Here is a 20,567-nt window from a genome sequence, read left to right on the forward strand (position 1 = left end):
GTGGGAGATGTCCGTGCGTCGGCAGGCGATGCGGGTGGTGACCGTCGGTGCGCTGCTCGGTGGCCTGGTGGCGGTCGGCGCGCTCCCCGCGTATGCGGCCTCGGACCGGGTGCGGGTCCGGGCCTCGGGTGGCTTCTCCGCCGGCGGTTCGCCCGGCACGGTCTCGATCGAGGTGCGTAAGCGTACCGACGGGTGTGTGTTGCTGCGCACCGCGCTGGGGCTGAGCCTTGCCGGGGTTACCGCAGATCAGGTGCGGGTAGAGGTGAATGCCGGGGGACGCTGGTCGAGCGTGCCCGTCTCCGGTGACGGTGGCGTGGTGCGGATCTCCCGTACCTCGCCGGCGGATCCGCCGTTGTGCAAGGGGAAGAGCAGCACCGTCCGCTACCGGGTGGCGTTCCTGGCCGGGGCGCCGGCGGGTCGGCTGGACGTGGTCGGTGAGGTGACGACTGCGGTCGGCCGGCTGATCGGCCGGGGCGCCGACACGTCCAGGGTCGGCGGAAGGGCTGCCGGCACCCCGATCCCGAGTCCCACCCCGACCAGGAAGCCCACGCCCACCCCCGCGCTCGTGGCGGAGCCGGTGGCCACCCAGGCCGTGCTCGCCGCTCCGCCCGCCGGCCGGGCCGCCGCCGCAGAGACCTCCGGAGGATCCATGATCATGTATGCCGGTATCGCCCTGGTGATCCTGGGTGCCGGGCTCATCGCCCTGCTGATCTTCCGGTCCCGCGCCGACCGGGCCCGCGCCAGAATGGCCGGTGCCGACCTGGACCGGGTCGTCGACCCGGGTGGCTTCCCGGCCGTGCCGCAGCCCCGCAACCCGGGTCCGACCACCTACCGCTCCGGGGGTGCGGTGCCGGGCCCGCCTCCGACGCCCGCCGGTTCGGTGTACGGGGAACAGCAGCTTCCCACTCCGGCCGGCCAGGTGTACGGAGGGCGGCAGCTCCCGACGCCCGCCGGCCAGGTGTACGGGCAGCAGCCGTCCGCACCGGCCCGCCCCGGTGGCCTGTACGGGGCACCCGGCACCTACCCGGCAGTGACACCCACCCCGCGCCCTGCCGGCGGGGTGTACGGCGCCCGCCCGGCCGCCGCCCCGGATCACCCGGTCTCCGCGCCGCCGGTCTCCGCTCCGTCCGTCCCGCCTCCGCCGGTCTCCGCTCCGCCCGCCCCGGAGCGGCCCGCGTCCGCTCCGCCGGCTGCTGCTGTACCCGTCCCACAGCGGCCCGTCTCCGTCCCGCCGGCCGCTGCACCCGCTCTGCCGGCCGCTGCTGCACCCGCTCCGCCGGCTGCTGCACCCGTCCCGGAGCGGCCCGTCTCCGTCCCGCCCGCCCAGGGACGACCCGCCTCGACGCCCACCACGGGCGGTGGGTCGACAACGATCATGCCCCAGCTCCCCGGCTAGCACGGGGCGGACGCCACCGCTCCGATACGCTCAGGGTCGTTGACGACCCCTGTCGAGGAGCTGAAACCGGTGTCTGACCTGTCCCAGATCGTGAAGGCGTACGACGTCCGTGGGACGGTGCCCGACCAGTGGGACGAGCGGGCCGCCGAGGCGCTGGGGGCCGCCCTCACCCAGGTGCTCAACGCCGCCGACGAGCCCGGCGACGCCGTGCTGATCGCGCACGACATGCGGGACACCGGCCCAGGGCTGGCCGCCGCCTTCGCCGCCGGCGTCCGGGCCGAGGGACGGGCCGTGATCGAGCTGGGGCTGGCCTCCACCGACATGCTCTACTACGCCTCGGGCGCGCTGGGCCTGCCCGGGGCCATGTTCACCGCCAGTCACAACCCGGCGCAGTACAACGGCATCAAGATGTGCCGCTCCGGCGCCCGCCCGATCGGCCAGGACAGCGGCCTTTCCGACATCCGGGTCCGGGCCCAGGCGCTGCTCGACGGCGGCACCCGGCCCACGAACGCGCCGACGGCCCCCGTGGACCGGCGTGACCTGCTCCCTGACTACGCGGCCCACCTGCGCAAGCTGGTCGACCTGTCGACCATCCGCCCGCTCAAGGTGGTGGTGGACGCGGGCAACGGGATGGGCGGTTACACGGTGCCGAGTGTGCTCGGTGACGCGGCGCTGCCGGCCCTGCCGCTGGAGATCGTTCCCCTCTACTTCGCGCTGGACGGCACCTTCCCGAACCACGAGGCGAACCCGCTCGACCCGAAGAACCTGGTGGACCTCCAGCGCGCGGTGGTGGCGAACTCCGCCGACCTCGGCCTCGCCTTCGACGGCGACGCCGACCGCTGCTTCGTGATCGACGAGCGGGGCGAGCCGGTCTCCCCGTCCGCGATCACCGCCCTGGTCGCCGCCCGCGAGCTGGCCAAGCACCCCGGCTCCACGGTGATCCACAATCTGATCACCTCCCGCGCGGTGCCGGAGATCATCAAGGAGCACGGGGGCGTGCCGGTGGTGGCCCGGGTCGGCCACTCCTTCATCAAGGCCGAGATGGCGCGCACCAACGCGATCTTCGGCGGTGAGCACTCCGCGCACTACTACTTCCGGGACTTCTGGTTCGCCGACACCGGCATGCTCGCCGCCATGCACACCCTGGCCGCACTGGGGGAGCAGTCCCAGCCGCTGTCCCTGCTGGCCAGCGTCTACGAGCGGTACGTCGCCTCCGGTGAGATCAACTCCACGGTGACCGACCAGGCCGCCCGGGTGGCCGAGGTGCGGGCCGCGTACCCGCAGGCGGAGGTGGACGAGCTGGACGGGCTCACCCTGCGTTTCCCCGACGGTGCCTGGTTCAACCTGCGCGCGTCCAACACCGAGCCGCTGCTGCGACTCAACGTGGAGGGCCCGACCGAGGAGCGGATGACCTCGCTGCGCGACGAGGTGCTGGAGCAGGTTCGCCGATAAGATCCCCTGCGCCGGTCGGCACCGCCGACCGGCACAGACCACACACGTGGAAGGAGCCGCGCCGTGGCCCTGGACCCGCAGTTGCTCGAGATCCTCGCCTGCCCGGACACACACCACGCACCGCTGGACTACGACGCTCAGGCCCAGACCCTCACCTGCACGCAGTGCGGTCGCATCTTCGAGGTGCGTGACGACGTGCCGGTGCTGCTGCTGGACGAGGCACGTGGCGGGCCGGAGGCGCAGCGGTGATGGAGGGAACGGCCGGCGTCAGCGGCCGGCGGGTGGCCGACGAATCGATGCTGGACGACCCGGAGGCGGTCGCCAACCACGACCCGGGCGGGATGCTGCGCTTCACCGCCTCCGCCGGGGCCCAGGTGCGGGAGTCCGCCGCGCTGGCCGCCGAGGCCAACCTGGCACTGCTGGAGGACGAGGGTCGCCCCCGGGCGGTCGTCATCGCCGGCATCGGCACCGCCGGGCGTACCGGGGACGTGCTGGCCACGGTCGCCGGGCCGCGCTGCCCGGTGCCGGTCATCCCGCACCGCAGCGCCGGGGTGCCCGGCTGGGTCGGTGCGGCCGACGTGGTGATCGCGGTCAGCGCGTCCGGTCGCAGCCCGGAGGCGTTGGGCGCCGCCGAGGCCGCGCACCGCCGGGGGGCCCGACTGGTCGCGGTCGGCGCGCCCGACTCGCAGTTGCAGTCGGTGGCCGAGCGGGCCCGTGCCCCGTTCATCCCGGTGCCCCGCCGCGCCCCGGCCCGCGCCAGCCTCTGGGCGCTCACCGTGCCGGTTCTGCTCGCCGCCCGTACGCTCGGCCTGGTGAAGGTCAACGAGGCGGATCTGGCCGAGACGGCGGCCCGGCTCGACGCCGACGCCGACCGGTGCCGGTCGACCGCCGAGTCCTTCGTCAACCCGGCGAAGTCGCTGGCCCTCGGGCTGGCCGGGTCGATTCCGATCGTCTGGGGCTCGTCCCCGCTGGCCACCGTGGCGGCCCGCCGGTTCGGCGACACGCTGTCGGCCAACGCCCGCTACCCGGTGGTCACCGGGGCGCTGGGTGAGGCCGGCCGGGGCCGGGTCGGCCTGCTCGACGGCGTCTTCGGCGGCCTGGTGGAGTCGACGCGGGACATCTTCGCCGACGGGGACGAGGTCGAGCCCGACCCGACCCGGCTGCGGCTGGTGCTGCTGCGTGACGGCGGCCTCAACGCCGACGACGACACCGACGAGCCGCTCGCCGTCGAGGAACGCCGCGCCGACGCGGTGCAGACCCTCGCCGAGCGGCGCGGCGTGCGCTGTGACGTGGTCACCGCCGAGGGCGGTTCCGCGCTGGAACGGCTCGCCTCCCTCATCGCGGTGCCCGACTTCGCGTCGATCTATCTGGCCCTGGCCCATGGGCTGGACCCGATGGCCGTTCCGGCCGTCACCGAGATGAAGGAGCTGTCGAACCCGTGAACGTATGCAGGGACCGCGCTGTGGGCGGGCGAGCCATCGGCCTCGGTGGCGCGGCGTCTCGCGTCGTCGCGTCGGGTAGCGGGGTGGTGGCGTGAGCGCGAACGGTGGGACCAAGGCGATCATCGCCGCCCTGCTGGCGAACGTCGGCATCGCGATCACCAAGTTCATCGCGTTCCTGCTGACCAGTTCGTCGTCGATGCTGGCGGAGTCGATCCACTCGGTGGCCGACTCGGGCAACCAGGCGCTGCTGCTGCTCGGCGGTAAGCGGGCCAAGCGGGCGGCGACCCCGGAACACCCCTTCGGGTACGGCCGGGAGCGCTACATCTACGCGTTCATCGTGTCGATCGTGCTGTTCAGCCTCGGTGGTCTCTTCGCGCTCTACGAGGCGTGGCACAAGGCGGCCGATCCGCACCCGATCACCGCGTGGCAGTGGGTGCCGGTGACGGTGCTGCTGGCCGCCATCGTGATGGAGAGCTTCTCCTTCCACACCGCGATCAAGGAGTCGAACCACACCCGGGGCAGCCAGTCCTGGGTGAACTTCATCCGCCGGGCGAAGGCGCCGGAGCTGCCGGTGGTGCTGCTGGAGGACTTCGGCGCACTGGTCGGGCTGGTGCTGGCCCTGTTCGGCGTGGGGCTGACGCTGATCACCGGCAACGGCATGTGGGACGCCGCCGGCACCGCGATGATCGGCGTGCTGCTGGTGATCATCGCGATCGTGCTGGCGATCGAGACCAAGAGCCTGCTGCTCGGTGAGGGTGCCGACCCGGCCGATCTGGCGACCATCGAGCGGGCGGTCACCGCCGGCCCAGAGGTCGAGCGGATCATCCACATGAAGACGCTCTACCTCGGCCCGGAGGAGCTGATGGTGGCCGCGAAGATCGGCGTCCCGGCGTGGGAGAGCGCCGAGGAACTGGCCAGGGGGATCAACACTGTCGAGGCGCGGATCCGGGCGGCCGTGCCGATCGCCCGGGTCATCTACCTGGAGCCGGACATCTACAGCGTCGCCGCCGAGCGGGCCGGCACCGGCACGGCCGCGCCGACCGCCGCCGCGCCGTCGCCGAGCGAGTCGGGTGAGGTGGCCGGGCGGGCCGGGGGCTGAGCGTGGAGCTGCTGTACGGGTCGATCCGCGACTACGCCTGGGGGTCCCGCTCGGCGATCGCCGAGTTGCAGGGGCGACCGGTGCCCAGCGCCGGCCCGGAGGCGGAGTTGTGGCTGGGCGCCCACCCGGGCGGCCCGGCCACGGTCGACCGGGCCGGCGAGCGGATGAGCCTGACCGACCTGCTGGTCGCCGAGCCGGACCACTGGCTCGGCGACCAGGTGGTCGACCGGTTCGGCACCCGACTGCCGTTCCTGCTGAAGGTGCTCGCCGCGGACGCCCCGCTGAGTCTCCAGGCCCACCCGGACGCCGAGCAGGCCCAGGCCGGATACGCGGCCGAGCAGGCCCTGGTCGATCTGCCGGCCGCACAGGTCCCGGTCGATCTGCCGGCCGCACAGGCCCGGGTCGGGTCGCCGGCCGAGGCTGCGGCGGCGAGTGTCGTCGGGGCGGCCCAGGCCGCTGTGGGGACGGGTCGGGTGCAGGGGCCGCGTAACTATGTCGATCCGTACCACAAGCCGGAGTTGCTGGTCGCGTTGACGCCGTTCGACGCGCTCTGCGGGTTCCGTGATCCGGGGGTGTCGGCGACGGCGGTGGCCGGTTTCGGCGTACCGGAGTTGTCGCCGGTGGTGGCGGCGCTGCGGGCCGGTCCGGCGGGGTTGCGGGAGGCCGTACGGACGCTGCTGACCTGGCCGGACGGGGACCGCGCCGGGCTGATCGAGGCGGTGCGCACCGCGGACGTGGCCGGGCCGGACGCGGAGTTGGCCCGGGAGTTGGCCGTCCGCTACCCGGCCGACCCGGGGGTGCTGGTGGCGCTGCTGCTGCATCACGTCCGGTTGACTCCGGGGGAGGCGATCTGGATGCCGGCCGGCAACCTGCACGCCTACCTGCGGGGCTGCGGCGTGGAGATCATGGCGGCCAGTGACAACGTGCTGCGCGGCGGACTGACCCCGAAGCACGTGGACGTCGACGAGTTGCTGCGGGTGTTGTGCTTCGAGGTGCTGGGCGATCCGGTGATCGTCGCTCGTCCGGTGGCACCCGGGGTGGTCCGTTGGCCGGTGCCGGTGGACGACTTCGCGCTGCACCGGGTGACGGTGGAGGCGGCCGGGCCGGAGGTCCGGCTGCCGCTGCCCGGGCCCCGGGTGGTGTTCTGCCACAGCGGCAAGGTCGCGGTCGACGACGGGATCGGCGCGGTGATGCTCGGTCCGGGGCAGGCCGCCGTGGGCACGGCCGCCGCGGCGGCACTGGTCGTTTCCGGTACGGGTGCGGCATTCGTCGCCAGCTGCGGCATCTGAAGACCCGGACGGGCGGACTTCCCACCGCCCGCAGCTCTGTTGGCGGGGATCACGGCACGCCACAAGTCGGACTTTCCCGATTTGCTTGACTATGTCGTGGCGCAATGTAACCCTATGTGTACGCAGCGTTGTCGCGACGAAAGGTCCGGCGGCGCGCGGGGGAAACCAAACCGGGGGGATGCACGGGGCGGCCGGCAGGTGGGCGGAGGTTTCGTCCAGCGCCGACCGCCCCGTGTGCTGTTCCAGACGGCCCCCAGCGCGACGCGAGGGGGCGCGCGTAAGGTGGATGGCTGCGCAGCCATCGTTCGACAGGAGCCTTCATGACCAGCACCCTCCCGGCGTCATCCAGCGACGCCCGGCCGAGCGCCCTCGCCGAGGGCGACTACAAGGTGGCGGATCTGTCGCTCGCCGAGTTCGGGCGCAAGGAGATCCGCCTCGCCGAGCACGAGATGCCCGGCCTGATGGCGATCCGCCGTGAATTCGCCGACGCCCAGCCGCTCGCCGGCGCCCGGATCACCGGTTCGCTGCACATGACCATCCAGACCGCCGTCCTGATCGAGACGCTGGTCGCCCTCGGCGCACAGGTCCGGTGGGCGTCCTGCAACATCTTCTCCACCCAGGACCACGCCGCCGCGGCGATCGTGGTCGGGGCCGAGGGCACCCCCGAGGCGCCGGCCGGCGTCCCGGTCTACGCCTGGAAGGGCGAGAGCCTGGAGGAGTACTGGTGGTGCACCGAGCAGGTGCTCGCCTGGCCGGACGGGCAGGGCCCGAACATGATCCTCGACGACGGCGGTGACGCCACCCTGCTGGTCCACAAAGGCGTCGAGTTCGAGAAGGCCGGGGTCGTTCCGGCGGTCGAGTCCGCCGACTCCGAGGAGTTCGCGGTCATCCTCCAGGTGCTGCACCGCAGCCTCGCCGAGGACAACCAGCGCTGGACCCGGATCGCCGCCGGCATCAAGGGCGTCACCGAGGAGACCACCACCGGGGTGCACCGGCTCTACGAGATGCACCGGGCCGGCACCCTGCTCTTCCCGGCCATCAACGTCAACGACTCGGTGACCAAGAGCAAGTTCGACAACAAGTACGGCTGCCGGCACTCGCTGATCGACGGCATCAACCGGGCGACCGACGTGCTGATCGGCGGCAAGATGGCCGTCGTGCTCGGCTACGGCGACGTGGGCAAGGGCTGCGCCGAGTCGCTGCGCGGCCAGGGCGCCCGGGTCGTGGTGACCGAGGTCGACCCGATCTGCGCCCTCCAGGCGGCGATGGACGGCTACCAGGTCGCCACCCTGGAGGACGTGGTCGAGCAGGCCGACATCTTCATCACCGCGACCGGCTGCTTCGACGTCATCACCAACGAGCACATGGCCCGGATGAAGCACCAGGCCATCGTGGGCAACATCGGCCACTTCGACAACGAGATCGACATGGCCGGCCTGATGAAGCGCTCGGACGTCACCCGGGAGAACATCAAGCCGCAGGTCGACGTGTGGCGCTTCGACGACGGCCACGCCATCATCGTGCTCTCCGAGGGCCGCCTGCTGAACCTGGGCAACGCCACCGGTCACCCGAGCTTCGTGATGTCGAACTCGTTCGCCAACCAGACGATCGCGCAGATCGAGCTGTTCACCAAGACCGACGAGTACCCGACCGGCGTCTACGTGCTGCCCAAGCACCTGGACGAGAAGGTCGCCCGGCTGCACCTGGGTGCGCTCGGCGTCCGGCTGACCGAGCTGACCAAGGAGCAGGCCGCCTACCTCGGCGTCTCCACGGAGGGCCCGTTCAAGCCGGAGCACTACCGCTACTGAGCACCGCGCCTGACGAGGGAGGGGGTCGACCGCGACATGGTCGGCCCCCTCCCTCGTGCCGGGTCAGGTGCGTCGGGGTCAGGGTGCGTCGGGTCTGCGGCGGGTCGGACGGACCCAGGTCCACACGCACCAGGCGAGCCAGACGAGGGAGACCACCACGGCCAGTGGGCGCAGCCGGAGCGCGTTGAGGATGATCACCAGCGCGAGTACGCCCAGCCACGGGCCGAAGCCCCTCACCGGTGCCGCCCCGGCCGACGGGGGCGGGGCGCACGGGGGTCGGAAGCCCCTGGTGGTGGGCGGCGCGCGGGGCGGAGGGTGGGGGTGCGGGGCGTGTCGGGCACGGGCCGTCCTGTCCTGGGGTACGTCGGATTTTGCCACGTCGGACGGCTGGTGGGCACCCCCCGGCCAGCGGGTCCGCCCGACCCTTCCGACCAGGGTGAACCCGGTCATGAACGACTTGACGGGACCCTGGATCAGGAGGAAGGTATGGCTGCCCTAAGTAAACTGAGGCAGGCCTGACCACGACACGGAGCACCGATGTTCGCCACGTACCTGATCGGCCTGCGGGAGGGCCTGGAGGCGACGCTCGTCGTCAGCATCCTGGTCGCCTTCCTGGTCAAGTCGCAGCGCCACGACCGGCTGCCCCAGGTGTGGGCCGGGGTCGGGCTCGCCGTGGCGCTCTCGGTCCTGTTCGGTTGGCTCATCGAGTACACCTCGACCTCGCTGCTGGCCCGCTCCGAGGACCGGGAGCTGTTCGAGGCGGTCACCTCGGTCGCCGCCGTGGTCTTCGTGACCTGGATGATCTTCTGGATGCGCCGGGCCGCCCGGACGATCGCCGGTGAGTTGCGCGGCAAACTCGGCGAGGCGCTCGCCGTCGGCTCGCTCGCGGTGGCCGGGATGGCCTTCCTCGCGGTGATCCGGGAGGGTCTGGAGACCGCCCTGATCTTCTACTCGGCGGCGCAGAGCGCGACCGGTGGCACCGGCTCCGGGCCGCTGTTGGCCCTGATCGGCGGCATCGTCACCGCCGTCGGGATCGGTTTCCTGCTCTACCGCAGCGCCCTGCGGATCAACCTGTCGACGTTCTTCACCTGGACCGGCGCGCTGCTGATCCTGGTCGCCGCCGGCATCCTCAAGTACGGCGTGCACGACTTCCAGGAGGCCGGGGTGTTGCCCGGCCTCAACGACCTGGCCTTCGACATCACCGGCGTGCTCGACCCCAACACCTGGTACGCCGCCCTGCTCGCCGGCATGTTCAACATCACCGCCGCGCCGAGCGTGCTGGAGATGGTCGCCTGGGTCGCGTACGCCGTACCGGTGCTGGTGCTGTTCCTGCGCCGGCCGTCGGCCCCCGCGAAGTCCGCGCCGACCCCCACCGCCGACGTTCCCGTCCCGGCACCCACCGCCGACGGCCACGCCACCGCCGCACCGCCGGCCGTGTCGCGGCGCGTCTGATCACCGCCCTTCCGAGGAGACAAGCAAAGATGCGTACCACCCGTTTCCTGGCGCTTGCCGCCGTCGGCGCGCTGGCCGTCACCGGTGTCACCGCCTGCGGTGGCAAGGCCGAGCGGCAGGACGCCGGCTCCGGCCACACGGTCAAGGTGAAGGCCACGGACAGCGTGTGCGAGGTCGACGTCGCCGACCTCGACGCCGGCCAGGCGACGTTCACGGTGACCAACTCCGGCAGCAAGGTCACCGAGTTCTACGTCTACGCCGCGGGTGACCGGGTGATGGGCGAGGTGGAGAACATCGCCCCGGGTCTCAGCCGGGAGCTGCGGGTGGAGTTGCCCGCGGGGACGTACGAGACGGCCTGCAAGCCGGGGATGAGCGGCCGGGGCATCCGGGGCGCGCTGAAGGTCAGCGGCACCGCCGCGACCGTCGCCCCGGACGCCGCGCTGACCGAGGCCACCGCCAGCTACCAGCGGTACGTGACCAGCCAGACCGCCGCCCTGCTCACCAAGACCGAGGAGTTCGTCACCGCGGTCAAGGCCGGCGACGTGCCCAAGGCCAAGGCGCTGTACCCGGTGGCCCGCACCTACTGGGAGCGGATCGAGCCGGTCGCGGAGAGCTTCGGCGACCTCGACCCCAAGATCGACGGTCGGGAGGAGGTCATCGAGGAGGGCATGGAGTTCACCGGCTTCCACCGGATCGAGAAGGACCTCTGGACCACCGGGGACATCAGCAAGGACGGCCCGATCGCCGACCGGCTGCTGGTCGACGTCAAGGAGATCGTGGCGCGGGCCAACGCCGAGAAGCTCACCCCGCTCCAGCTCGCCAACGGGGCCAAGGCCCTGCTCGACGAGGTGGCCAGCGGCAAGATCACTGGCGAGGAGGAGCGGTACTCGCACACCGACCTCTGGGACTTCAACGCCAATCTGGAGGGCTCCAAGGCCGCCGTCGCCGCGCTGCGGCCCGCGCTGGAGCAGCGCGCCCCCGAGCTGGTCGCCCAGCTCGACAAGGAGTTCGCCGCCGTGGAGGCGGCCCTCGGCAAGCACCGGGCCGGCGACGGCTGGAAGCTGCACACGCAGCTGAGCAAGGCCGAGCTCAAGGAACTGTCGGACAGCATCAACGCCCTCGCCGAGCCGGTCAGCAAGGTCGCCGCCGCCGTCGCCCGGTGACGGCGGCTCAGTACGGTCGCCGCCCCGGGGCGGTCGGTCCCTCCCAGGAGAGTCGATGAGCGAGCAGAACAGCACCGCCGGCCGGGGTCGACGCCGGCTGTCCCGACGGCGGGCGATCACCCTCGCCGGGGTCGGGGTCGCCGGGGTCGCCGGGGTGGCCGCCGGAGCGGGCGCGCTGACCCGCGACGGCGACCGCGCCGCCGCGTACGACGGGGCCGCCGGGGCGGTGCCGTTCCACGGTGAACACCAGGCCGGGATCACCACCCCGGCCCAGGACCGGCTGCACTTCGTCGCCTTCGACGTGATCACCAAGGATCGGGACCGGCTGGTCGCGATGCTCCAGGAGTGGACGGCCGCCGCCGCCCGGATGACCGGCGGGAAGGACGCCGGGGTGATCGGCGCCGTCGGCGGCATGCCGGAGGCCCCGCCGGACGACACCGGCGAGGCGTTGGGCCTGCCCCCGTCGCAGCTCACCCTGACCGTCGGCTTCGGCGCGACGCTGTTCCGCGACGCGCAGGGCCGGGACCGGTTCGGCATTGCCGGCCGCCGGCCCGCCGCGCTGGCCGACCTGCCGCACTTCGCCGGGGACGCGTTGCGCCCGGAGATCTCCGGTGGTGACCTGTGCGTGCAGGCGTGCGCCAACGACCCGCAGGTGGCGGTGCACGCCATCCGCAACCTGGCCCGCATCGGGATGGGAGTGGTGAGCGTCCGCTGGTCGCAGCTCGGCTTCGGGCGTACCTCGTCGACGTCCCGGGACCAGGCGACCCCGCGTAACCTCTTCGGTTTCAAGGACGGCACCGCCAATCTCAAGGCCGAGGACGCCGGGCTGCTGCGCGAGCAGCTCTGGGCCCAGCCGGACGACGGTACGGACTGGCTGACCGGCGGGTCCTACCTGGTCACCCGCAAGATCCGGATGCAGATCGAGACCTGGGACCGCAGTTCGCTGGTCGAGCAGGAACAGATCGTCGGCCGGACCAAGGGCAGCGGTGCGCCGCTGGGCCGCCGGGAGGAGTTCGACGAGCCGGACTTCGCCGCCAAAGGCGACGACGGACAGCCCGTGATCGCCGGGGACTCGCACGTGCGGCTCGCCCACCCCGACCAGAACAACGGCGCCCGGCTGCTGCGTCGCGGCTACAACTACGTCGACGGGTCGGACGGGCTGGGCCGGCTCGACGCCGGACTGTTCTTCATGGCCTACCAGCGGGACCCGCGCCGGCAGTTCGTGCCGATCCAGACCCAGTTGGCCCGCAACGACGCGATGAACGAATACCTGCGGCACGTCTCCAGCGGCCTCTTCGCCTGCCCGCCCGGGGTCCGCGACGCCGCCGACTGGTGGGGTCGCGCCCTGTTCAGCTGAGCGACGAGCCGGCGCCCTCCGGCGACGCGGACCGGAGCGCCGGCCCGGCCGGGGCCGGCGGGGTGGCGGGGCTCGGCGGTGCGACGGCGGCGGGGCCGACCGGAGCCGGGTCGGGCCAGAGGGCGGCGGTGAACGCCCGGTTGCGGCGCAGCCGCAGCGTGCCGCGCCGGTTCCGTTCCGCCAGCACCGCCGCCAGCAGCAACGGCTCCGGTACGCCGGGCGGCGGCGTCGGGGCGGTCACCGTCGCCACCTCGCGCCACAACTCCCGGGCCAACCTCGTCCGGTACGGCTCGATGATCTGCTGGGCCCGGGTCAGGTACTGCCGGACCGCCAGGGCCAGCGCGTCGTCGAGCCTGGTCAGGTCCAGGGTGACCGCCCAGCCGGCCAACGGCGGAATGATCCGTGGGGCCGGTCGCCAGGTCTGCGTCGTCCGGGTGTGCACCACCATGGTGCCGGCCACCAGGTCGCCCAGCCGTCGGCCGCGCGGGTCGGTGAGCATCACGGTGGCCCCGGCCACCCAGCTCAGCAGCGGCAGCACCAGTCCCGGCCACTCCACGGCCACCCCCACCAGCGCCCGGGTCAGCGACTGGCGCAGCTCCACCGGGCCGCCGTCGGCGCTGACCACCCGCAGGCCCACCGCGAGCTTGCCGGGCGTCCGGCCGTGGTTGAGGCGTTCCCAGGCCACCGGATAGCCGACCAGCACCAGCACCAGGCCGAGCGTCTCCAACGCCCCGGTGAAGGCCCGGTCCACCACCGGATCGGGCAGCAGGATCAGCACCACCGGGGTCAGCGTCAGCGCCAACAGCGCCGCGCAGAGCAGTTGACCGACGATGTCGATCAGGAGCGCCAGCACCCGGGAGCCGAGCCGTGCCGCCCGTACGTCCAGCTCGACGGCCTCGCCGCTGACCAGCCCGGCGTCCGCCCAGCGGCCGCCGGCTGCGGTGTCCGCCGGGCCGGCCGGTCCGCCGCTGGCCGGCACCGGTGGTTGCGCTCTCACCCGGACAGTGAACACTATGGGCGCGCCGACGGGGGAGGACCAGTGGATCTCGACGCGTACGTCGCCGAGCACAGCCACGAGTGGCGGCGGCTGGAGCTGTTCTGCGACCGCCGCCGGCTCGACGCCGACGAGATCGACGAGATGATCGTCCTTTACCAGCGCACCGCCACCCACCTGTCGGCGCTGCGCAGCCGGGCGCCCGATCCGGCCCTGGTCAGCCGGCTCTCCCAACTGGTGCTGCGGGCCCGCGCCCGGATCACCGGCCGCCGTCGGCCGTCCTGGGCAGCCCTCGGGCGGTTCGTCGTCGTCGGGTTCCCCGGCGCGGTCTACCGGGCCTGGCCGTGGTGGTGTGCGGTGGCCACCGGGTTCAGCATGCTCAGCGGCTTCCTCATCTGGTACGTCGCGGGCAACCCGGGCACCGCTGCCGCGTTCATCGGCCCGGACGCCGCCGCCGACCTGGTCGACTCCGGCTTCGCCGGCTACTACACCGAGTTCTCCGCCCCGACGTTCGCCTTCCACCTGTGGACCCACAACGCCTGGATCGCCGCCCAGTGCCTGGCGTCCGGGGTGCTCGTCGTGCCGGTGTTCTATCTGCTGTGGCAGAACGCGCTGAACGTCGGTGTGGTGGGCGGGGTGATGGTCTCCTACGACCGGGCCGACGTCTTCTTCGGACTGATCACCCCGCACGGGCTGCTGGAGCTGACCGGGGTCTTCGTCGCGGCCGGGGTGGGGCTGCGGACCGCCTGGGCGTGGATCTCACCGCCCGAGCACCTGGGCCGGGGCCGGTCGGTCGCCGAGGCGGGCCGGTCGGCGATCCTGGTCGCCGTGGGCCTGGTCGGGCTCTTCGCGGTCTCCGCGCTGCTGGAGGCGTTCGTCACCCCGTCACCGGTGCCGGTGGCGCTGCGGGTCGGCCTCGGCGCGACGGTGTGGCTGGGTTTCCTGGCGTACGTGGTGCTGCTCGGTCGCCGGGCGGTCGCCGTCGAGCGCGCACCGGCCGAGCGCGCCGACCCCTGGCTGGCCGAACTCTGGCCCTCCACCGACCCGGCCCGCGCCTGGCACCCCACCCACCGCCCGCACTGATCGCCCCCGGCTCAGAGTTGGCCGAGGGCCTTGAGGCGTAGGTAGGCGTCGGCCAGGGCCGGGGCGAGGCGGTCCGCCGGGGCGTCCACCACGGTCACCCCGTACCGGCCGAGGGCGGCGCGGACCCGGTCCCGCTCGGCGAGCGCCCGCCAGCCGGCCGCGGCGGCGTAGGCGTCCTCGTGGCGTACCGGCGGGGCGGTGGTCAGCGCGGTGAGCACCGGGTCGTGCACGGCCGCCACGATCACCCGGTGCCGGGCGGCCAGCCGGGGCAGCACCGGCAGCAGGCCCTCGGCGAGCGCGCCCGCCTCCAGGGCGGTGAGGAGCACCACCAGGCTGCGTCGCCGGTGCCGCCGCAGGATCTCCGCGACGATCAGCGCGAAGTCGGTCTCCACCAGCGCCGGATGCAGGGGTGCGAGCGCGTTCACCAGCCGGTGGAGCAGGGCGGGCTGGCCGCTGCCGGTGACCGTGGCCCGGATCTCGGCGTCGGCGGCGAGCAGGTCGACCCGGTCGCCGGCCCGGGAGGCCAGCGCGGTCAGCAGCAGCGCGGCGTCGATGGCGGTGTCCAGCCGGGGCTCGTTGCCGACGCGTACCGCCGAGGTGCGGCCGGTGTCCAGCACACAGACCAGCCGACGGTCGCGCTCCGGCCGCCAGGTGCGGACCAGCACGTCCGAGCGGCGGGCGCTGGCCCGCCAGTCGATCGACCGGACGTCGTCGCCGACCACGTACTCGCGCAGGGTGTCGAACTCGGTGCCCTGGCCCCGCCCCCGGGTGACCTGGGTGCCGTCGATGACCCGCAGCCGGGACAGCTTCTCCGGCAGGTGTCGCCGGGAGTCGAACCGGGGCAGCACGCGCAGCGTCCAGCCGGGGGTGGCCGGCCGGCCGGCCCGCTGCCGGAACGCCAACCCGAGCGGCCCGAGCGAGCGGACCGTCACCGTCACCGCCGGCCGGTCGCCGCGCCGGGTGGGGGTGAGCCGGTTGGGCAGCACCAGCACCCCGCCGGGTCCGACCCGGGACACCCGGTCCGGCGGTACGTCCGGACGGGCCCCGGCGGACGGCACCCACCCGTCGCGCACCTGGGCGTGCAGCGTACGGCCGGAGGTGTTGGTCAGGCGCAACGCGACGGTCGCGCGGTGGCCCAGCCGGACGGCCCGGTCACCTTCGCGGTCGATGGTGATCCCGTGCAGCGGGGCGGCGAGCGCCCAGTCCACGGCGGTCAGCAGCAGCACCGCGCCGGTCATCACGGCCACCCCGCCCAACGGGTCCGGCCAGAACGCCAGGGTGGGCACGCCCACCAGCAGCAGAACGGCCGCCCGCCAGGTCATCGCGGGGTCGGCACGGTGGCCAGCACCGTGTCGAGCACCATGTCGACCCCCACCCCCTCCAACTCCACCTCGGGGCGCAGCCGCAGCCGGTGCCGCAACGTCGGGCGGGCGGTGGCCTTCACGTCGTCGGGGGTGACATGGTCCCGGCCGGCCAGCCAGGCCCACGCCTTCGCCGTGCTGAGCAGCCCGGTCGCGCCCCGGGGTGACGCGCCCAGCTCCAGCGCCGGGGCGGTCCGGGTGGCCCGGCACAGGTCCACGATGTAGCCGAGGACCGGCTCGGCCACGTGCACCCGGCCGACCGCCTCCCGGGCGGCGGCCAGGTCGGCGGCACCGGCCACCGGTCGTACGCCGGCCGCGCCGAGGTCACGCGGGTCGAAGCCGGCGTGGTGGGCGCGCAGCACGCCCAGTTCCTCGTCCCGGTTGGGCAGCGGCACGGTCAGCTTGAGCAGGAACCGGTCCAGTTGTGCCTCGGGCAGCGGGTAGGTGCCCTCGTACTCGACGGGGTTCTGGGTGGCGGCCACGATGAACGGGTCCGGCAGCGGCCGGCGGGCCCCCTCGACCGACACCTGACGTTCCTCCATCACCTCCAGCAGCGCCGACTGGGTCTTCGGCGGCGTCCGGTTGATTTCGTCGGCGAGCAGCAGGTTGGTGAAGACCGGCCCCTCCCGGAAGGTGAACGCGGCGGTGCGCGGGTCGAAGATCAGCGAACCGGTGACGTCACCGGGCATCAGGTCGGGGGTGAACTGGACCCGCTTGGAGTCCAGGTCGAGGGCGGTGGCGAGGGTACGGACCAGCAGCGTCTTGGCCACCCCGGGCACGCCTTCCAACAGGACGTGGCCCCGGCAGAGCAGCGCGATCACCAGGCCGGTGACCACGGCGTCCTGGCCGACGACCGCCTTGGCCACCTCGGTGCGCAGCCGGTGCAGGGCGGCCCGGGCGTCGTCCGGGCCGGCCGTGGGCTCGACGGTGGTGGCGGGTCGGGTCACCGGGGGTCTCCTTCGGTCGGACGGCCGGGGGCTGCCGCCACGGTACGGGTCAGCCGGTCCAGCGACCGGGCCAGCTCCAGCAGTGCGGCGTCGGTCTCGGGTGCCGCGCCGTACAGCAGCTCGCGGATCTGCTCCGGGTCGTCACCGGTCCGCCCGGCCACCCGGACGGCCAACTCCGCCGGCGCGAGGGTCGCGGGCAGGTCGAGCCGGCCGCGCAACCGGCCCAACGCGGCGGTACGCAGGGTCGCGGCGGTCGGGCCCCGGGCGCGGGCCCGCCGGTAGAGCCGGGCCCGGCCGAGGACGGTCTCGGCGGCGCGGACCTCGACCGGCAGCGGTTCGGTGACCGGGGGGCCGAGCCGGCGGGCCCGCCAGAGCACGATCAGCAGGGCGACCAGGGCGAGCTGGATCAGCAGCGCCCAGAACCAGGGTGGGAAGGCGTCCAGCAGCGGATGGTCGTCCGGCGGTGGTGGACCGGCCGAGTCGGGGGAGTCGTCCGACCCGTCACCGGTGGAGGTGCCGGGACCACCCGGCCGCCCCTCGCCCTCGCCGGTGCCGGTGCCGCCGCCGTCGTACTCCGTGGCACCGCCGGGGGTGGGCGACCAGGCGGGCTCTCCGCTGCCACCGGTACGGCCGAAGGTGGGGGCGGGCGCCGGGCCGTCCAGGTCCAGCCACACCACCCGGCCGTGGACGCCGAGCAGGCCGGTGCCGAGCGCCTCGTTACCCTGTTCGGCGATCCGGTCGTTGCGGAACGGGTCACTGGCCCCGATCACCATCAGCTCGGCCCGGCCGGGCAGCCGGACCAGGCCGGCGGAGTAGCAGCGGTCGAGGGCGACCGGTGCGCCGGGTGCGGCGGCGTACCGCTGGAGCTGGGCGGCGGCGACCCCGGCCCGGGTGGCCTCGGGCAGCGGGCAGGGCCGGCCGTCGGTGTCCGGTCCGACCGCCCGGGTGGCCCACCGGCGTTCGGTCGGCACCAGCGGCAGGCCGGCGGACTCCAGCACCCGGCGGGACGGGTCGACGAGGAGCAGCCGACGTCCGGCCGGCAGCTCGCCCAGCGCGCCGAGGGTGTCCGGGTGCAGCAGTTGCGGCGCCGGGACGAAGAGGGTGGCCGGGCCGTTGTCGAGGTCGAGCAGCGCGGGCAGCAGGCCGGTCTCCCGTTGGACGGTGACGCCCCGGGCGCGCAGCGCGTCGGCGAGACGGCTGCCACCGTCGTCGTCGGTGGCGACCGGGGAGAGGAAACCGGGATCGGTCGGGTCCGGCTGGTCCAGCGCGTGGGCACCGACCGTGCCGGCGATCAGGGCGGCGGCCAGCGCCAACGGGACGATCACCCGGTGCCGCCGCCGTCGGGCGGTGTGGGGCCGGGTCACCGGGTGCCGCCGTCCGGCGGTGGGGCGGCGAGCGCCCGGTCCAGCTCGTCGGCGAGTTCCCGCATCCGTCGGTCGTGGCCGGCGGCGGCCGGGCGTTGGGCGTACCACAGCTCGGTGAAGATGGCCCCGGCGGCGCGCAGCGGCGGGTCGACCGGGGGTCGGGCGTGGGCTGCCGCGTCGGTCAACTCGGTGACGGTCATCCCCGGGCGGGGGGCGACCGCACCGACGGCGACCAGCCGGCGGACCATGTCGCGCAGCCGTTCCCGGACGGCTTCGGCGTACCGGCCCTCGGCGGCCAGCCGGTCGGCCAGCGAGCGCCCGGGGCCGGCGGGAAGGGCGTCGTCGCCGGTGCGCGGGCGGGGCAGGGTGGCAGCGGTCGGGCCGCCGGCCGGCCGGTCCGCCCGGCGTCGCCGCCAGCGGGGCAGCCTCAGCCGGGGCAGTCGCCAGCGGGGCAGTCGCCAGCGGGGCAGCCGGCGGGGCACCCAGGCCGGGAAGTGGTACCAGGCGAGCGCGGTCAGCCCGGCGACCAGCACCAGCAGCAGCGCCGCCAGCGGCAGCGGCAGGACGTCGCCGAGCGCGGCGACGGCCTCCGTCCACCACCGGCTCACCGGTCGACCGCCGGCAGGCCGGCCGCCACGAGCCCGGCGGGGGTACGCGCGAGCTGGATGTCCAGCCCCTCGGTGCGCATCCGGGTGTCCAGGTGGTTCACCGCGTCCAGGCAGGCCAGGGCGGGGTAGGCGACGCTGTTCACCGCGCCCCAGGCGATCATCGCGGCGGTGGTGCGTACGGCGGGGTCGGTCAGGTCGACCAGGTGCAGCGACTCGACGCCGAAGAAGAGCCCGAGGGCGAGACCGACCCGCAGCACCCACCAGCCGAGGTAGCCGAGCAGCCGGACGGCGGCGGCCCGACCGCGCACCGCGAGGCGGACCGCCCGGGGCACCGCCGACAGTCCGGGCACCCGGTCCAGCGCCACCGCCGCGGCGACCGAGCCGAGCAGGCCCCAGCCGACCAGCCAGGCCGGGCCGAGCAGCGCCGTGACCAGCATCAGCAGGCCGACCGCCGGGGCGAGCAGCAGGGTGACGCCCCAGCGGGCCCCCGCCGGCCGGAGGAGTTCCCCCACGCCGGCCCGGCGGCCGAGCAGCGCCGCGCCGGCCGCCCGCGCGGCCGGGTTGCCCAGCAGCAGGACGCTCACCGCCTCACCGGCGGCACCCACCGCGAGTAGTTGCCACCACAGCGGAAACGACCCGCTTTCGCTCCACCACACCGGGGGTACGGCCTCGGCGAGCCGACGCAGCGGGTACAGCAGCAGTTGCTCACCGGCGGCGAGCAGGACGCCCAGCGGGATCAGCACCCGCCCCTGGGCCCGCAACAGCAGTACGGCGGAGTCGAGCAGTTCACCGACGGTGAGCGGACGTCGGGGGAGCACGGCGGTCGGGCCGACGTCGGGCACGCGTACTCCTGCGGATGGTGGCTGGCGGGCGGCGACCTGCCCGGGGATCATGGTGACACGGCCTGACCGGACGGGTGGACCCGCCGTGCGGGCCCACCGATGCGGCCATCGGGGGAGATATCGCGCGTGGGACGTGCGGTGAGCCCTCTTCCGGCAGTACCGTGCCATCCAGACGCGATCCCACCAACTGAACGGGGATGGAAACATAAACCCCATGAGAGCCCGGGTACTGGTGGTCGACGACGACCCCGCGCTCGCCGAGATGCTCGGCATCGTCCTGCGCAGCGAGGGTTTCCTGCCCTCCTTCGTCGCCGACGGGGAACGGGCGTTGGCCGCGTTCCGGGACAGTCGACCCGATATCGTGTTGCTCGACCTGATGTTGCCCGGAATGAGCGGTATCGACGTGGCGCGGGCGATCCGTGGCGAGTCGGGGGTGCCGATCGTCATGCTGACCGCCAAGAGCGACACCGTCGACGTGGTGCTCGGCTTGGAGTCCGGCGCCGACGACTACGTGGTCAAGCCGTTCAAGCCCAAGGAACTGGTGGCCCGGATGCGGGCCCGGCTGCGCCGGGGCGAGGACGTGGCCCCGGAGATGCTGACCATCGGCCCGCCCGGCAACCAGATCACCATCGACGTGCCGGCGCACACCGTCAGCCGGGACGGCGAGGAGGTGAAACTGACGCCGCTGGAGTTCGATCTGCTGGTCGCGCTGGCCCGCAAGCCACGTCAGGTGTTCACCCGGGAGGTGCTGCTGGAGCAGGTCTGGGGCTACCGGCACGCGGCGGACACCCGGCTGGTCAACGTGCACGTGCAGCGGCTGCGCGCCAAGATCGAGCCGGACCCGGAACGGCCGGAAATCATCCTGACCGTGCGGGGCGTGGGCTACAAGGCGGGTACCGGATAGCCTGGT

19 protein-coding genes are annotated in these 20,567 nt (G+C 73.8%); 12 read left to right on the forward strand and 7 right to left on the reverse strand.

The features are described from left to right. Positions 1-7 precede the first annotated feature (7 nt). The 7 genes from GA0070216_RS34630 (at position 8) to ahcY (ending at position 8,486) form a co-directional block, all read left to right on the forward strand. Positions 8-1,396, forward strand: coding sequence for a hypothetical protein (locus GA0070216_RS34630; protein WP_176739062.1), 1,389 nt, complete (start codon positions 8-10; stop codon positions 1,394-1,396). 69 nt (positions 1,397-1,465) lie between these two features. Then, complete coding sequence (locus tag GA0070216_RS20555; protein ID WP_091248414.1) at positions 1,466-2,848, forward strand: phosphomannomutase/phosphoglucomutase; 1,383 nt, start codon at positions 1,466-1,468, stop codon at positions 2,846-2,848. Positions 2,849-2,911: 63 nt separating this feature from the next. After that, positions 2,912-3,097, forward strand: a complete 186-nt coding sequence (locus tag GA0070216_RS20560; RefSeq protein ID WP_088642951.1) for a Trm112 family protein — start codon at positions 2,912-2,914, stop codon at positions 3,095-3,097. Then, complete coding sequence (locus GA0070216_RS20565) at positions 3,094-4,290, forward strand: SIS domain-containing protein (protein ID WP_091248418.1); 1,197 nt, start codon at positions 3,094-3,096, stop codon at positions 4,288-4,290. The genes GA0070216_RS20560 and GA0070216_RS20565 overlap by 4 nt, the downstream gene beginning before the upstream one ends. A 91-nt stretch (positions 4,291-4,381) precedes the next feature. Beyond that, positions 4,382-5,389 carry a cation diffusion facilitator family transporter gene (locus tag GA0070216_RS20570; protein WP_091248421.1) on the forward strand — a complete coding sequence of 336 codons (1,008 nt, stop codon included), beginning with the start codon at positions 4,382-4,384 and terminating at the stop codon, positions 5,387-5,389. Between the two features lie 2 nt (positions 5,390-5,391). Further along, positions 5,392-6,678 (forward strand): mannose-6-phosphate isomerase, class I, encoded by a 1,287-nt coding sequence (manA, locus tag GA0070216_RS20575; protein ID WP_091248425.1) that lies wholly within the window; start codon positions 5,392-5,394, stop codon positions 6,676-6,678. A gap of 320 nt (positions 6,679-6,998) precedes the next feature. Further along, positions 6,999-8,486 carry an adenosylhomocysteinase gene (gene ahcY / locus GA0070216_RS20580; protein WP_091248428.1) on the forward strand — a complete coding sequence of 496 codons (1,488 nt, stop codon included), beginning with the start codon at positions 6,999-7,001 and terminating at the stop codon, positions 8,484-8,486. A gap of 78 nt (positions 8,487-8,564) precedes the next feature. Here the strand turns inward: ahcY and GA0070216_RS34635 are convergent, their stop codons facing one another. Further along, entirely contained in the window at positions 8,565-8,723 is a 159-nt protein-coding gene (locus GA0070216_RS34635) for a hypothetical protein (RefSeq protein ID WP_176739063.1), read from the reverse strand. A gap of 300 nt (positions 8,724-9,023) precedes the next feature. Between GA0070216_RS34635 and efeU the strand changes: the two genes are divergently transcribed. From efeU to efeB, 3 genes are read left to right on the forward strand one after another with little or no spacing between them, the layout of a single operon-like run. After that, positions 9,024-9,938 (forward strand): iron uptake transporter permease EfeU, encoded by a 915-nt coding sequence (gene efeU / locus GA0070216_RS20585; RefSeq protein ID WP_091248435.1) that lies wholly within the window; start codon positions 9,024-9,026, stop codon positions 9,936-9,938. Between the two features lie 29 nt (positions 9,939-9,967). After that, positions 9,968-11,101, forward strand: a complete 1,134-nt coding sequence (gene efeO / locus GA0070216_RS20590; protein WP_091248438.1) for an iron uptake system protein EfeO — start codon at positions 9,968-9,970, stop codon at positions 11,099-11,101. A gap of 55 nt (positions 11,102-11,156) precedes the next feature. Continuing rightward, positions 11,157-12,458, forward strand: a complete 1,302-nt coding sequence (efeB, locus tag GA0070216_RS20595; protein WP_091248442.1) for an iron uptake transporter deferrochelatase/peroxidase subunit — start codon at positions 11,157-11,159, stop codon at positions 12,456-12,458. Here the strand turns inward: efeB and GA0070216_RS20600 are convergent. Beyond that, positions 12,451-13,455, reverse strand: coding sequence for an RDD family protein (locus tag GA0070216_RS20600; protein WP_245722607.1), 1,005 nt, complete (start codon positions 13,453-13,455; stop codon positions 12,451-12,453). The genes efeB and GA0070216_RS20600 overlap by 8 nt on opposite strands. A 42-nt stretch (positions 13,456-13,497) precedes the next feature. Between GA0070216_RS20600 and GA0070216_RS20605 the strand changes: the two genes are divergently transcribed. Further along, entirely contained in the window at positions 13,498-14,535 is a 1,038-nt protein-coding gene (locus GA0070216_RS20605) for a stage II sporulation protein M (RefSeq protein WP_091248658.1), read from the forward strand. 11 nt (positions 14,536-14,546) lie between these two features. Here the strand turns inward: GA0070216_RS20605 and GA0070216_RS20610 are convergent, their stop codons facing one another. Genes GA0070216_RS20610 through GA0070216_RS20630 form a run of 5 tightly spaced genes read right to left on the reverse strand, consistent with a single transcriptional unit; the run spans position 14,547 to position 19,657 of the window. Continuing rightward, entirely contained in the window at positions 14,547-15,857 is a 1,311-nt protein-coding gene (locus GA0070216_RS20610; protein ID WP_091248445.1) for a DUF58 domain-containing protein, read from the reverse strand. Then, positions 15,854-16,843, reverse strand: coding sequence for an AAA family ATPase (locus GA0070216_RS20615; protein WP_091248448.1), 990 nt, complete (start codon positions 16,841-16,843; stop codon positions 15,854-15,856). Before GA0070216_RS20615 ends, GA0070216_RS20610 begins: the two co-directional genes overlap by 4 nt. Further along, on the reverse strand, positions 16,840-18,207 hold the full coding sequence (locus GA0070216_RS20620; protein WP_091248452.1) for a DUF4350 domain-containing protein: 1,368 nt from the start codon (positions 18,205-18,207) through the stop codon (positions 16,840-16,842). The genes GA0070216_RS20615 and GA0070216_RS20620 overlap by 4 nt, the downstream gene beginning before the upstream one ends. After that, positions 18,204-18,815, reverse strand: a complete 612-nt coding sequence (locus tag GA0070216_RS20625) for a DUF4129 domain-containing protein (protein ID WP_091248456.1) — start codon at positions 18,813-18,815, stop codon at positions 18,204-18,206. The genes GA0070216_RS20620 and GA0070216_RS20625 overlap by 4 nt, the downstream gene beginning before the upstream one ends. After that, positions 18,812-19,657, reverse strand: coding sequence for a hypothetical protein (locus GA0070216_RS20630; protein ID WP_091248460.1), 846 nt, complete (start codon positions 19,655-19,657; stop codon positions 18,812-18,814). Before GA0070216_RS20630 ends, GA0070216_RS20625 begins: the two co-directional genes overlap by 4 nt. A gap of 214 nt (positions 19,658-19,871) precedes the next feature. Here GA0070216_RS20630 and mtrA point away from each other — a divergent pair, with 214 nt between their 5' ends. Further along, positions 19,872-20,561 (forward strand): MtrAB system response regulator MtrA, encoded by a 690-nt coding sequence (gene mtrA, locus GA0070216_RS20635; protein ID WP_067306208.1) that lies wholly within the window; start codon positions 19,872-19,874, stop codon positions 20,559-20,561. The last annotated feature ends 6 nt before the right edge of the window (positions 20,562-20,567 follow it).

The sequence above is a fragment of the Micromonospora matsumotoense genome (assembly GCF_900091525.1).
Classification (GTDB): Bacteria; Actinomycetota; Actinomycetes; order Mycobacteriales; family Micromonosporaceae; genus Micromonospora; species Micromonospora matsumotoensis.